This window comes from Polymorphospora sp. NPDC051019 (assembly GCF_040683055.1).
Classification (GTDB): domain Bacteria; phylum Actinomycetota; class Actinomycetes; order Mycobacteriales; family Micromonosporaceae; genus Polymorphospora; species Polymorphospora lycopeni.
This window is the reverse complement of record NZ_JBFBCH010000012.1, coordinates 16,072-28,582: the sequence shown is the minus strand read 5'-3', so window position 1 is coordinate 28,582 and position 12,511 is coordinate 16,072. Positions and strand designations below refer to the sequence as shown.

At 69.8% G+C, this 12,511-nt stretch carries 10 protein-coding genes; 8 read left to right on the top strand and 2 right to left on the bottom strand.

The window, feature by feature from the left end:
* Positions 1 to 193: 193 nt before the first annotated feature.
* The 8 genes from AB0M79_RS21340 to AB0M79_RS21305 all read left to right on the top strand — a co-directional run bounded on the left by AB0M79_RS21340 (position 194) and on the right by AB0M79_RS21305 (position 7,871).
* Positions 194 to 1,432 (top strand): sugar ABC transporter substrate-binding protein, encoded by a 1,239-nt coding sequence (locus AB0M79_RS21340; RefSeq protein ID WP_364216289.1) that lies wholly within the window; start codon positions 194 to 196, stop codon positions 1,430 to 1,432.
* A gap of 67 nt (positions 1,433 to 1,499) precedes the next feature.
* Positions 1,500 to 2,453: a sugar ABC transporter permease gene (locus AB0M79_RS21335; RefSeq protein ID WP_364216286.1), complete on the top strand. Its 954-nt coding sequence runs from the start codon at positions 1,500 to 1,502 to the stop codon at positions 2,451 to 2,453.
* Positions 2,450 to 3,265, top strand: a complete 816-nt coding sequence (locus AB0M79_RS21330; protein WP_364216283.1) for a carbohydrate ABC transporter permease — start codon at positions 2,450 to 2,452, stop codon at positions 3,263 to 3,265. The genes AB0M79_RS21335 and AB0M79_RS21330 overlap by 4 nt, the downstream gene beginning before the upstream one ends.
* Before the next feature lie 6 nt (positions 3,266 to 3,271).
* Positions 3,272 to 4,420, top strand: a complete 1,149-nt coding sequence (gene dgoD, locus AB0M79_RS21325) for a galactonate dehydratase (protein ID WP_364216280.1) — start codon at positions 3,272 to 3,274, stop codon at positions 4,418 to 4,420.
* Between the two features lie 2 nt (positions 4,421 to 4,422).
* Positions 4,423 to 5,049, top strand: a complete 627-nt coding sequence (locus tag AB0M79_RS21320; protein WP_357534906.1) for a bifunctional 4-hydroxy-2-oxoglutarate aldolase/2-dehydro-3-deoxy-phosphogluconate aldolase — start codon at positions 4,423 to 4,425, stop codon at positions 5,047 to 5,049.
* Positions 5,046 to 6,053 carry a sugar kinase gene (locus AB0M79_RS21315; protein WP_364216276.1) on the top strand — a complete coding sequence of 336 codons (1,008 nt, stop codon included), beginning with the start codon at positions 5,046 to 5,048 and terminating at the stop codon, positions 6,051 to 6,053. The genes AB0M79_RS21320 and AB0M79_RS21315 overlap by 4 nt, the downstream gene beginning before the upstream one ends.
* Positions 6,054 to 6,079: 26 nt before the next feature.
* A complete protein-coding gene (manD, locus tag AB0M79_RS21310) occupies positions 6,080 to 7,309 on the top strand; it encodes a D-mannonate dehydratase ManD (RefSeq protein ID WP_357534910.1) in 1,230 nt (409 codons plus the stop codon).
* Positions 7,299 to 7,871 carry a gluconokinase gene (locus tag AB0M79_RS21305; RefSeq protein ID WP_364216272.1) on the top strand — a complete coding sequence of 191 codons (573 nt, stop codon included), beginning with the start codon at positions 7,299 to 7,301 and terminating at the stop codon, positions 7,869 to 7,871. Before manD ends, AB0M79_RS21305 begins: the two co-directional genes overlap by 11 nt.
* Before the next feature lie 73 nt (positions 7,872 to 7,944).
* Here AB0M79_RS21305 and AB0M79_RS21300 read toward each other — a convergent pair whose 3' ends face one another.
* Both AB0M79_RS21300 and AB0M79_RS21295 read right to left on the bottom strand, forming a co-directional pair.
* Positions 7,945 to 9,711: a stealth family protein gene (locus AB0M79_RS21300; protein WP_364216269.1), complete on the bottom strand. Its 1,767-nt coding sequence runs from the start codon at positions 9,709 to 9,711 to the stop codon at positions 7,945 to 7,947.
* 31 nt (positions 9,712 to 9,742) lie between these two features.
* Positions 9,743 to 12,472: a CDP-glycerol glycerophosphotransferase family protein gene (locus tag AB0M79_RS21295; protein WP_364216266.1), complete on the bottom strand. Its 2,730-nt coding sequence runs from the start codon at positions 12,470 to 12,472 to the stop codon at positions 9,743 to 9,745.
* Positions 12,473 to 12,511 lie beyond the last annotated feature (39 nt).

Sequence of the window (12,511 nt, the reverse complement as noted above, 5' to 3'; positions counted from 1 at the left end):
CCCCTTGTATAAGTCTGCTTTTTCGGCCTAGCATCCCGAAGTTAAGCGGATGTAAAACGCTGAGGTCGCGCCCGTCCCCCGAGGTGGCGACCGGTGACACGCCCATCCCCCGCGGGTGGCGACCAGCACAGAAGGAGAGACGGACGTGGGACGTCGATCGATAATCGGGACATCTCTGGCGGTGGTAGCCGCCATGACGCTGTCCGCCTGTGGCGGCGGCGGTAGCGGCGGCGAATCGGACACCGTGCGGGTGACGCTGGTCAACCACGTGTGGACCGAGAACATCCGGAAGGTGATCCCGGAGTTCGAGCAGCAGACCGGCCTGAAGGTCGAGGTCACCCAGCTCGGCGAGGACCAGCTCTCGGACCAGTACAACGTCAAGCTCAACGCCGGCTCCAGCGACATCGACGTGATGATGTACCGGCCGCTGCAGGAAGGCCGGCTGTTCGCGAAGAACGGGTACCTCGCCGACCTGACCGACCGGGCCAAGGACAGCGCCGACTTCGACTTCGCCGACTTCCAGGAGACCCCGGTCGGGGCGACCACCCACGAGGACAAGCTGGTCGGCATCCCGATCATCACCGAACAGCAGGTCCTCTACTACCGCAAGGACCTGCTGGAGAAGTCCGGCTTCAGCGCCCCGCCGGCCACGCTCGACGAACTGAAGGCCCAGGCGACGAAGATCCAGGCGGACAACCCGGGTGTGGCCGGCTTCGTGGCCCGGACCGGCAAGGCTGCCGCCGTCACCCAGTTCTCCAGCTTCCTGTACAGCTTCGGCGGCGACTTCGTCGACGCGTCCGGCAACGCCGCGGTGAGCACCGAGGCGGCCAAGCAGGCGTACGCCTTCTATGGCGGACTGCTGCGCGAGAACGGGCCGGCCAACGTCAGCACCGACATGAGCTGGTCCGAGGCGATGGCGATCTTCACCCAAGGCCAGGCCGCCTTCTACCCGGAGGCGAACTCGCTCTACAAGAACGCCACCGACCCGAGCAAGTCGAAGGTCGCCGAGACCGTCGGGTTCGCGCCGATGCCGGCCGGCCCGGCCGGTTCGAAGCCGTACAACATCCCGTCGTGGGGCCTGGCCCTCAACGACGCCTCGGGGAACCAGGACAACGCCTGGAAGTTCATCGAGTGGGCGGCCGGCAAGGCGCAGACGCTGGAGCAGCAGAAGGCCGGCGTCCCCGGCGCCCGGACCTCCGTCTGGGACAACCCGGAGGGCATCTCGACCTACCCGGCCGACATGGCCGAGGCGATCACGGTGAGCCTGGCCAACGGCGTCGGCCACGACCGGCCGGTCGTCGAGCGGGTCGCGCAGGCCCGGGAGATCGTCGGGCAGCCGATCGTCGACGCGATCACCGGTGGCGACGCCGCCGCGTCGGCCGAGACCGCCAACGCGGCGTTCCAGAAGTTCCTGGACGACGAGGCCCGCTAGTTCCGAGCGCGGCGTGGTGGGGCCAACTGCCCCACCACCCCGCCCGGGCTCCCACCACGGAGATCTGATGGCAGTTGTAACCGCCCCCAGCAAGGCGCCCAGTGACGCCTCCGTCATGCCCGACACGCCCGGCTGGGCGCGTTGGGCCAACGACCATCGCAAGTGGCTCTTCGCGGCCCCGGCGATGGCCTTCGTCGTCGCGCTGATCATCTTCCCGCTCGGCTGGACGATCTACCTCAGCCTCACCGACTCGTCCGGCTCGGTCCGCGCCGAGTCGGAGTTCATCGGATTGCGGAACTACATCGACGTGCTCGGCGACACCGACCGGTTCTGGCCGGCCGTGGGGCGTACCGCCGCGTTCACCGGTGTCGCGCTGCTCTTCGAGGTCGTCCTCGGCATGGCGATCGCCCTGCTGTTGTGGCGGCCGTTCAAGGGCGAGAAGTGGGTCCGGGTCGCCATCCTCCTGCCGCTGGTCGCCACCCCGGTCGCCGTCGGCATGATGTGGCGGCTCATCTTCGATCCGAACATCGGGCTGGCCAACCAGGCGCTCGGCTGGATCGGCATCGGCCCGCAGCCGTGGCTGGCCGGGCAGCACACCGCGCTGCCCACCACGATCTTCATCGACATCTGGCAGTGGACGCCGATGGTCGTACTGATCCTGCTCGCCGGGCTGACCTCGCTGTCGGACGAGCCGCAGGAAGCGGCGATGATCGACGGTGCCAGCCCCTGGCAGCGGTTCCGGCACGTCACGCTGCCGCTGCTGATGCCCACCGTGATCGTCGCGGTCCTGCTGCGCGGTATCGACGCGCTGAAGACCTTCGACATCCTCTACGCCACCAAGGGTCGTGGCGGCGGTTCGTTCAACGAGGTGGAGACCCTCAACGTGTACGCCTACGGGCTGAGCTTCGACTACAACGAGTACGGCCTCTCCTCGACGGTGCTGATCCTGTTCTTCCTGATCATCATCGGCTCGATGTGGGCGCTGACCTACCGCAAGAAGAAGCAGGAGGCCGGCCGATGAAGGCACGCTCCGGGTTCAAGGTCTTCCGCGCGGTGGCGCTGGTCCTCGTGGTGCTCTCGCTGGTGGCGCCGCTGCTGTGGATGGTCGCCGCGTCGTTCAAGACCAACGTCGACATCTACGACTCCAGCAAGGCGCTGATCTTCACGCCCACCCTGGACAACTACGGCACCGTCCTGCAACAGGCCAACTACGTCCAGTTCATCGTCAACAGCCTCTGGGTGGCCTTCGCGGCGACCGCGCTGTCGCTGCTGCTCGGCGTGCCGGCCGCGTACTCGATGAGCCGCTTCAACATGAAGAAGTCGGCGCTCGTGGTGCTGATGGCCCGGGTCATCCCCGGCGTCTCGCTGCTGGTGCCCTGGTACTACGTCTTCTCGAACCTGCGCATGGTCGGCGGCTTCAGCGTGTTGATCCTGAGCCACATGTTCGTGTCGCTGCCGCTGATCGTCTACATCATGATGGGCTTCTTCGACGGCCTGCCGGACGAACTCGAGGAGGCGGCCCAGGTCGACGGGCTGACCCCCATCGGCGCGTTCCGCCGGATCACCCTGCCGCTGTCCGTGCCGGGCATCGCGACCGCCGGCATCCTGTCGTTCATCTTCTCCTGGAACAACTTCATGTTCGCCCTGGTGCTCTCCGGCGCGGACACGAAGACCCTGCCGGTGGCGATCTTCGACTTCGTCGGGTACGCCAGCATCGACTGGGGCGGTCTGATGGCGGCGACCACCGTGGTCACCCTGCCGATCATGGTCATCGCGCTGTTCGTGCAGAAGTACATCGTCTCCGGCCTCACCGCCGGTGCGACGAAGGGCTGATCGACGATGACAATCATCTCCCGCGTCGAGACCTTCCTCGTCGCGCCCCGCTGGCTGTTCGTCCGGGTGGAGACCACCGACGGGCTCGTCGGCTGGGGCGAGGCGACCTGCGAGGGCCGGTCCGAGACCGTACGCACCGCCGTGGAGCAGCTCAGCGAAGTGCTCATCGGCCAGGACGCGCTGCGGATCGAGGACCACTGGCAGGTGATGACCAAGGGCTCCTTCTACCGGGGCGGCCCGATCCTGGCCAGCGCGGTCGCCGGCCTCGACCAGGCACTGTGGGACATCGCCGGCAAGCGGTACGGCGCCCCCGTACACCAGCTTCTCGGCGGGCCCGTGCGGGACCGGATCCGGGTCTACGGCTGGGTCGGCGGTGACGAGCCGAACGAGGTCCGCGACCACATCGCCGCCCGGGTGGAAGCCGGGCTGACCGCGGTGAAGATGAACGCCTCCGGGCGGATGAGCCCGGTCGCCTCCGTCGCCGAACTCGACGCGGTGGTGGCCCGGGTGGCCGCCGCCCGCGAGGTGCTCGGCGACGAGCGTGACGTGGCCGTCGACTTCCACGGCCGGTTCACCCTCGCCAACGCCCGCCGGGTCGCGCCGCTGCTGGAGCCGTACCGGCCGCTGTTCCTGGAGGAGCCGGTGGTCCCGGAGAACTCGCACCTGATCGGCGAGTTCGTCCGCTCGACCACCACCCCGGTGTCCACAGGGGAACGGCTCTACAGCCGGCAGGAGTTCCTGCCCGTGCTCCAGGCCGGCATCGCGGTGGCGCAGCCGGACCTCTCGCACGCCGGCGGCATCACCGAGGTACGCAAGATCGCCGCGCTGGCGGAGGTCTACGACGTACAACTCGCCCCGCACTGCCCGCTCGGCCCGATCGCCCTGGCCGCCTGCCTGCAGGTCGGCTTCGCCACGCCGAACTACCTGATCCAGGAGCAGAGCATCGGCATCCACTACAACCTCGGCGCCGAGGTGCTCGACTACTGCGTCGACCGGCAGCCGCTGAACTTCGTCGACGGGTACGTCCAGCGGCTCACCGCGCCGGGGCTGGGCATCGAGATCGACGAGCAGGCGGTACGGGCGGCGGACAAGCGCGGACACGCCTGGCGCAGCCCGACGTTCCGGCACTTCGACGGCTCCTACGCGGAATGGTGATCATGACTGTCGACCTCACCGCCGAACTCGCCGCGACCCGCCTGCTGGCGATCATCCGGGGCACCGACACCGCCGCCGCGATCGCGGCCGGCACCGCCCTGCTGGCCGAGGGCGTGTCGATCGTCGAGGTGGCGCTGACCACCCCCGGCGCCTGCGAGGCGATCGAGGCGATCCGGGCGACCGCCCCGGCGGGCTGTCTCGTCGGCGCCGGCACCGTGCTGACCGCCGCCGACGTGGCCGACGTGGCCGCTGCCGGCGCCCAGTTCGTGGTGACCCCGGCGGTCGTCGAGTCGATCGGCGAGGCGGCCCGGCGTGGCCTGCCGGTCGCCGCGGGCGCGCTCACCCCGACCGAGGCGTACGCGGCGGTGCGGCAGGGCGCCAGCGCGGTCAAGCTCTTCCCGGCGTCGGTGGGCGGGCCGGCGTACCTCAAGGCGGTGCGCGACCCGTTCCCGAACATCCCGTTCGTCGCGGTCGGCGGGGTGGGCCTGGCCGAACTGCCCGCCTACCTGGCGGCCGGGGCGATCGCGGTCGGGGTCGGCGGCCCGCTGGTGGGTGACGCCGCGTCCGGCGGCGACGTCGACGCCCTGCGCGAGCGGGCCCGGGCCTTCGTCGCCGCGACCCGGCCATGAGCGACCTCACCGCCGCCCCGAGCCGGCCCGCGCCCGAGCCGGATGCCGGCGTGGGCGGCGTCGACGTGCTGACCGTCGGCGAGGCGCTGGTGTCGCTGCGGTCGTCCGCCCCGCTGAACCTCGGCGGGTCGCTGACCATGCACCTGGCCGGCGCCGAGTCGAACGTCGCGATCGGGCTGGCCCGGCTCGGCCACCGGGCCGCCTGGGTCGGCCGGGTCAGCGACGACGAGCTGGGTGAGTTCGTCCTGCGCCAGCTCCGTGCCGAGGGGGTCGACACGTACGGGGTCCGCCGTGACCCGGACCGGCCGGCCGGTCTGATGTTCCTGGAGCGGCGGACCGCCGACCTGACCCGGGTGATCTACCAGCGGGTCGGGTCGGCGGGATCGGCGCTCGGCATCGACGACCTGCGTGGACCGCTCGCGGCCGGGCCGCGCCTGGTGCACCTGAGCGGGGTCACCCCGGCGCTGTCCGACAGCGCCCGCGAGGCCGTGACGTGGGTGGCGCGGGAGGCGGCGGCCGTGGGCACGCCGGTCTGTCTCGACGTCAACTACCGGGCCCGGCTCTGGTCGCGGGAAGCCGCCCGCGCCGCCCTGGTCCCGCTGGCCGGGTACGCGTCGATCGTCGTCGCCTCCGCCGACGAACTGGACCTGGTCGCCGAACCCGGTGCCGACGAGGGCACCGCGGTTGCCGGCCTGCTCCGTCGAGGCGTACACACGGTGTTGGTGAAGCTCGGCGCCGACGGCGCCCGGGCCTACACTCGCGACGGTGTCACGCCCGTCGCGGCGGTGCCCGTCACCGCCGTTGACACCGTCGGGGCCGGCGACGCGTTCACCGCCGGCTACCTCTCCGGGCACCTCGACGGGCTGGACCTCACCGGCCGGCTCGGGCGCGCGGTGGCGCTCGGCGCCTTCGCGGTCGTCGCCAGCGGCGACTGGGAGGGCCTGCCCCGCCGCGACGAGTTGTCCCTCATCACCGGCAGCGTCGCCGGCACCACCCTCCGCTGAGCACCACCCCGAGAAAGGCACCTCTCGTGAAGATCGTCGCCGCCGACGTCATCGTCGCCAGCCCGGACCGCAACTTCGTGACATTGAAGATCACAACCGAGGACGGCATCACCGGGCTGGGCGACGGCACACTCAACGGGCGCGAACTCTCCGTCGCCTCGTACCTGCGGGACCACGTGGTGCCGCTGCTGCTCGGGCGGGACGCGCACAACATCGAGGACGCCTGGCAGTTCCTCTACCGCTCGGCGTACTGGCGGCGGGGGCCGGTCACGATGGCGGCCATCGCGGCGGTCGACGTCGCGCTCTGGGACATCAAGGCCAAGGCCGCCGGCATGCCGCTCTACCAGTTGCTCGGCGGCGCCTCCCGCACCGGCGCCATGGCGTACGGCCACGCCTCCGGCCGCGACCTGCCGGAACTGTTCGACTCGATCCGCGCCCACCTCGACCTCGGTTTCCGGGCGATCCGGGTGCAGACCTCCGTGCCCGGCATCAACGCCGTGTACGGCGTCGCCGCCCAGCCCAGCATCGACGGCAAGCGCTACGACTACGAGCCGGCCCAGCGCATCCCGCTGCCGGCCGAGGAGGACTGGGACACCCGGGCCTACCTGCGGCACCTGCCCGGCGTGTTCGAGGCGGTCCGCAGCGAGTTCGGCCCGGAACTGCCGCTGCTGCACGACGGCCACCACCGGATGACCCCGATCCAGGCCGCCAAGCTCGGCAAGGCCCTCGAGCCGTACGACCTGTTCTGGCTGGAGGACTGCACCCCGGCGGAGAACCAGGAGGCGCTGCGGCTGGTCCGCCACCACACCACCACGCCGCTCGCCATCGGCGAGGTCTTCAACACCGTCTGGGACTACCAGACCCTTATCCGGGAACAGTTGATCGACTACGTGCGGTCGGCGGTCACCCACACCGGTGGCATCACCGCGATGCGCAAGCTGCTCGACTTCGCCGCCCAGTACCAGATCAAGTCGGGCATCCACGGCCCGACCGACATCTCGCCGGTCGGCATGGCCGCCGCGCTGCACCTCGACCTGGCCATCCACAACTTCGGGATCCAGGAGTACATGCGGCACGGCGAACTGACCAACCAGGTGTTCCGCCAGTCGTTCACCTTCACCGACGGCTACCTGCACCCCGGCACCCAGCCCGGCATCGGTGTCGAACTGGACGAGGAGGCCGCCGCGCGCTTCCCGTACCAGCCGGCGTACCTGCCGTTCAACCGGCTCAAGGACGGCACCGTCCATGACTGGTGACCTACCGCCGACCCGGCACGTCGTGGTGATGGGCGTGTCCGGTGCCGGAAAGACGACGGTCGCCCAGGGGGTGGCCGCGCTGACCGGGCTGACCTTCGCCGAGGCCGACGAGTTCCACTCCGAGGCCAACGTGACCCGGATGCGGGCCGGCGTACCGCTGGACGACGACGCCCGCTGGCCGTGGCTGCGCGCCCTGGCCGACTGGATGGCGGCCCGCCACCGCGACGGCGTGTCGACGGTGCTGGCCTGCTCGGCGCTGCGGCGCACCTACCGCGACGTGCTGCGGCAGGGACCGCCGGGCGTCGACTTCGTGCACCTGGACGGGCCGACCGAGGTCATCCGGGAGCGGATGTCGCTGCGTGCCGGCCACTACATGCCGGCAAGCCTGCTCGACTCGCAGACCGCGACCCTGGAGCCGCTCTGGCCGGACGAGGAGGGCGTCGTGCTCGACCTACGGCTGTCCACACAGGAGCTGATCGACGCCGCCGTCGAACGGCTCGGCCTGCCGGTACGTGAGGTCCCGTCCACGGTGTCGGCGGTGGCACCCGAACGGCAGCCATAAGGGCGGACGTGACCCGCGCGGGCGGCGGCCCGGCCGTATCGGTCGGGCCGCCGTCCGGTTCCCGCATCGGTGCTCAGGCCTTCTCCCAGGGGCTGGGCACCGGGAAGTAGGTGTCCAGGAAGGGCGTCAGGATCTTGAGCTGCTGGGCCAGGTCCTCCTCTGTGGAGAACGCGTCGTTGAGGCAGAACACATGCCGGTCACGGTGGGCCAGCAGGTGCGCCAGCCGTGCGGGCGTGTCGGGGTGGGACAGCTCCGCGATGGTGTATTCGAGTTCGCCCGGCACCGCCCGCCCGGTGTGGAACGCGTAGTAGTGGTGCAGCGACGAGGCGATCGAAATGTCCGTCATGCTGCGGAAACGATTCGCCGCGGTCCGCTGGTGCTCGACCGGCAGGGTCTCCTCGATCTCGTACAGCACACTGCGCCGTAGCGCGTGGGGCATGTGCTTCATCTTCCGGGAGAGCACCGTGCCGAAACGCTCGGCGATCAGGGCGCGGTTGTTCTTGCCGGCCGCGGACGCGGGGATGTCGTCGGCGTTCGGGGGGCCCGGAGGCACCAGCGCCGGTGACGGGAAGAACCGGGAGATGCCGTTGGCCAGGAAGAAGTCCTGGGGCGACACGTCGGTGCCGAGGAAGACGTCGTCGTTGAAGTAGAGGAAGTGCTCGGAGAGCCCGTCGACGTGGTGCAGTTGGCTTTCGATCGCGTGCGAGTTGTATGTCGGAAGCACCGAAGGGTCGGCGAAGATCTCCTGGTGGCTGACCACCCGCAGGCCCGGAACGGACGGATCCAGCCAGCCGGGCACCTGGTTGTCGGTCACGAGATAGATGGTGCGTACCCATGGTGCGAACAGGTGCACCGACCGCAGCGAGTAGCGCAGTTCGTCCCGGCTGAGGAACCGGGCGGCGCTCGCCGCCTCCGCGTGGTAGGGAACTCCGGCTGCCTCGGCACGGCGGCGCAGCCAGTCGGGGTCGGTGCCGTCGACCCAGGTGTAGACGATGTCGATCGGAAAGGTGACGTCGTCCGGCAGCCGACCGGCGAACTCCGGCCGGGTGCGGGCGGGGGCGGGGTCGGTCGCGGCCACCATGCCGGTGAAGAGGGACTCGGAGCCAGGCTCGATCGGCGCCGACGCCGCGACCCGCTGTGCCACGGGATTGCGTCGGGGTGCGACCAGTGCCTCATCCTGCCGGGTCCAGAACTCGACGTCGCAGCCGTACGCCTGGCCCAGCACCAGCCGTTGCCGTGGATCGGTCAGGTACCAGGTCAGCCGCAGCACCGTGGCGTCGGCCAGTCGCTCCCAGACCTTCGGATCGAACCCGGCGGCCGGAGGCTGCTCGCCGCTGGCCCGTGGGACCGTGACGTAACCGGGGGCCTGGCGGCAACGGTCTGCCAGCGCGGCATACACCCGGGCGCGGTCCGCGGCGTCGACGGCGACGACGGACGACCGGTCGGACCGGCCGCGGACGCGGAAGTACTCCACGCCCGCCTCCTCGAGCGCCGCCGTCACCGAAGCCAGGTTCGCCATCCGGGCACGCAAGGGCGTGGCGTCCGCGGCGACCTGGGCGATGCGGGGTGCGCGGTCCGCCGTGACCACCGCCCGGTCGCCGCCGGCGAGCAGTTCCGGATGCCGTCGGGCGAGCCGGTCGGCGTGCCGGCCCGCCATCTGGGTGTCCTGGGAGACCCTGGCGACCCACTGCTTCAGCTGGTGACGGGCCTGCGGGCTCACCTTCGTCGCGATGGCGCGCCGGGTCTGCGGGCTGAGCATCCGACGGTAGACGTTCACCAGGCCCGACGGCTCGGCCAGGGCCCGGGGGGTCTCGGGCGGGTTGGCGCTTCCGTCAGTCATCCGCGTCCTCCGATCCGGCCGGGCCGCCGGCTCACCGTTGCGGCCCCGGCAGCGCCGCGATCGCGGCGGCCACCCGCTGGCAGTTGTTGCGGTCCTGGACGGCGAAGAAGTCAGCCGCCCGGCGCGAGTACTTCTCCTCGCGAACGCACCGGTTCTCCAGGTAGCGGACGATCGCGTCGACGGTTTCCTCCGCCGTCTCGGCGACCGGGCCGAACCCGTCCTCCCGCGCGTCGAAGTAGCCCTTCCTGTAGCCGCCGATGGTGAAGAACTCCTCGGCGTCGAACTGTGTGTAGATCAGCGGAGTGCCGAGATACGCCACGTCGACCGCGGTGGAGGAGTAGTCGGTGATGAACAGGTCGCACTGGCGCAGCGCGTCCTGCACGGTGCGGGTCGTCTGGTCCGCCATCGCGAAACAGTCGTCGGCCGGTACGACGTCGGTCAGCAGCGAGCGCATCTCGTAGTGCGGAAGGAACTCCAGCACGTAGCCGTGGCCGCGCAGGGCCTGCCGCAGCCGCTCGCTGCCGAACAACTCCGACAGGAAGACCTGGTACGCGGATCCCTGGAACGCCACCCGGGGACGGGCCGCCTTGTTGTACGACGGGGTCACCAGATACGTGCGCCAGGTGGGCATGAAGAGGATGCGCCGGCGGCCCCGGTCGGGCACCAGAGCGTCGAACCGTGGCAGCCCGGTGGTCTTCACCAGGTCGCCGTAGTCGAGGTCCGTCGACACGTACTCGGCCTCACGATGGGCCGAGGTCACGAAGAGGTCGAAGGAGCCCCGGCCGCGGTGCAGACCGGCGCTGACGTCCTTCTCGATGACGCCGTGCTGGAGAAAGACCCGGGACGATCCGATCCGCCAGTTCAGGTGCTTCAGGAAGGGTGAGCGTTCCCATCGCGTCGGCAGCATGTAGGCGTCGATGTCGTACGAGTTGATCAGCTTCGTGGTGTGCAGCATCAGGAACTTGTGCCGGAACGAGTCGTAGGTGACGACATTGCCCAGGTCGCGCAGCCGATGACGGTCCGGACTGTCCTTCGTCAGCACGTAGTAGACGTCCCGCCTACGTTCCACCTGGCGCAGATGGCGGAACAGGTGCGACGAGTTGTCCTGGGCGGTGTCCTTACGCTCGCCGATCAGCCAGATGTCCCGCCGGCCCATCAGTGGAGCGGTGACCAGGCGGAGCAGGCGCTGCTTCCAGAACGGGGCCCGCGCGGCGATGTGCCGCAGGTCCTTGCGCACCATCATGTTCCGCCACTTGCGCCGTCCGGTCGGGCCGGCCTGACGCTGGACCAGCAGCGCCGCGTCCTCCCGCCCGGTGAAGGTGGGCAGGATCCTGGTGTCGCCCGCGACCTTGGTGTTCGCATCCCGCAGGAACGCGGCGGAGATCTGACACTGCCGGGACGCCTGCCCGGTCTCGCTCAGGAACACGAGTCGAAGGTTGTGCTGACCGTTGCGTAGCTGGCTCACGGGAATCTCCGCGGAGAATCCCCTCCACTCATGACTTTCGTCAGCGGCCTTCAGGTCGAGGCGTCGTTCCTGGACGACGGGCACCGTCAGGCCGCTGCCGCGCACCCGCAGCCCCAACGGCGTACGCATCGGTCCGCGCATCGGCAGCCCGTTGATCACGACATGTCCGGAGAGCTTGAGTACGTCTCCCGAGGGGGAAAGCCTCGCCTGCTCGAGACGGGCCGACACGGCGGTCACCCGGGTCAGCGGTAGCAGTGCCGGCGTGACCGGGTAGTCGAGGTACAGGTCGCCACCGCAGGCGACGACTCCCGGCAGCCGCTCCCCGGGCCGGGCGAACAACTCGAAGTCATAGGACTTCACCGCCAGGTACGCCACCCGGTGCCGGGTGTCCAGCGTCCACCGGGCGATGAAGGAGGGGTCGATGTCCTGGTAGATCCGGATGAGCTTCTCGAAAATCTTCCACAGGTCCGCGTCTTCGAACACCCCGTGTGCACGCATCGCGAAGCCCTGGTAGCTGCGCACCAGGAACCGCTCCAGCACCTCGCGCCGGAACACGTCCAGTTCCGGACGGAGGTCCGCCAGGGTGTCACAGAGCTCCAGGTGGTCCCAGAAGTTCTGCTTCCGGACGAAAAGGTTGTCCATGATGGAGCTGGCCGCTTCCCGCTTGCGGTACTGGTAGACCACCTCGTCCACCAGGGCGATCCGCTGCGCCTTGAGCAGCATGGGAATCGCCAGGAAGGCGTCCTCGAAGTGCACTCCCTCCCGGAACCGCAGCCCGTGGGCGCGAAGCTGGGCGAGATCGTAGATCTTGTGGCACGGCCCGGCGTCGAAGATCAGATCCGGGGCGTCGACCACCGTCTCCAGGAGCCGGTCGCCCTTGCCGAAGGGCTTCTTCCACAGGAACGTGGTGGGCTTCGGGAAGGTGTCCATGTCGCCGACCGCGATGCTCGCCTTGTGCGTCACGATCGCCTTGAGCAGCACCTCGATGGCGCGCGGCGGCAGCAGGTCGTCCGAGTCGACGAACGCGACGTACGGGGTGTCGGCCATGTCCAGCGCCCGGTTCCGGGCTGCGCCCGGTCCGCTGTTCTCCTGCTGGACCGCGGTCACGTTCGGGTGCTCGGTGGCGAACTGCTTGGCCAGCAGATCGGAGCCGTCGGTGCTGCCGTCGTCGACCAGGATGACATGGCACTGGGCGAAGACGGTCTGCGCGGCGATCGAATCGAGCGTCTCGGGCAGGTAATCCGCGACGTTGTAGACCGGGACGATGATCGTGACCTGGCGGGCAGGGCTTACCACACTGGGCTCCACTGAGAATGGGATACGAAATCGCGATAC

Bases quoted from the DNA above. Each gene is read 5' to 3' on its own strand.
- AB0M79_RS21300 (WP_364216269.1), bottom strand. From the start codon at position 9,711: ATGACTGACGGAAGCGCCAACCCGCCCGAGACCCCCCGGGCCCTGGCC.
- AB0M79_RS21320 (WP_357534906.1), top strand. From the start codon at position 4,423: ATGACTGTCGACCTCACCGCCGAACTCGCCGCGACCCGCCTGCTGGCG.
- AB0M79_RS21330 (WP_364216283.1), top strand. From the start codon at position 2,450: ATGAAGGCACGCTCCGGGTTCAAGGTCTTCCGCGCGGTGGCGCTGGTC.
- AB0M79_RS21305 (WP_364216272.1), top strand. From the start codon at position 7,299: ATGACTGGTGACCTACCGCCGACCCGGCACGTCGTGGTGATGGGCGTG.
- AB0M79_RS21340 (WP_364216289.1), top strand. From the start codon at position 194: ATGACGCTGTCCGCCTGTGGCGGCGGCGGTAGCGGCGGCGAATCGGAC.
- AB0M79_RS21315 (WP_364216276.1), top strand. From the start codon at position 5,046: ATGAGCGACCTCACCGCCGCCCCGAGCCGGCCCGCGCCCGAGCCGGAT.
- AB0M79_RS21335 (WP_364216286.1), top strand. From the start codon at position 1,500: ATGGCAGTTGTAACCGCCCCCAGCAAGGCGCCCAGTGACGCCTCCGTC.
- dgoD (WP_364216280.1), top strand. From the start codon at position 3,272: ATGACAATCATCTCCCGCGTCGAGACCTTCCTCGTCGCGCCCCGCTGG.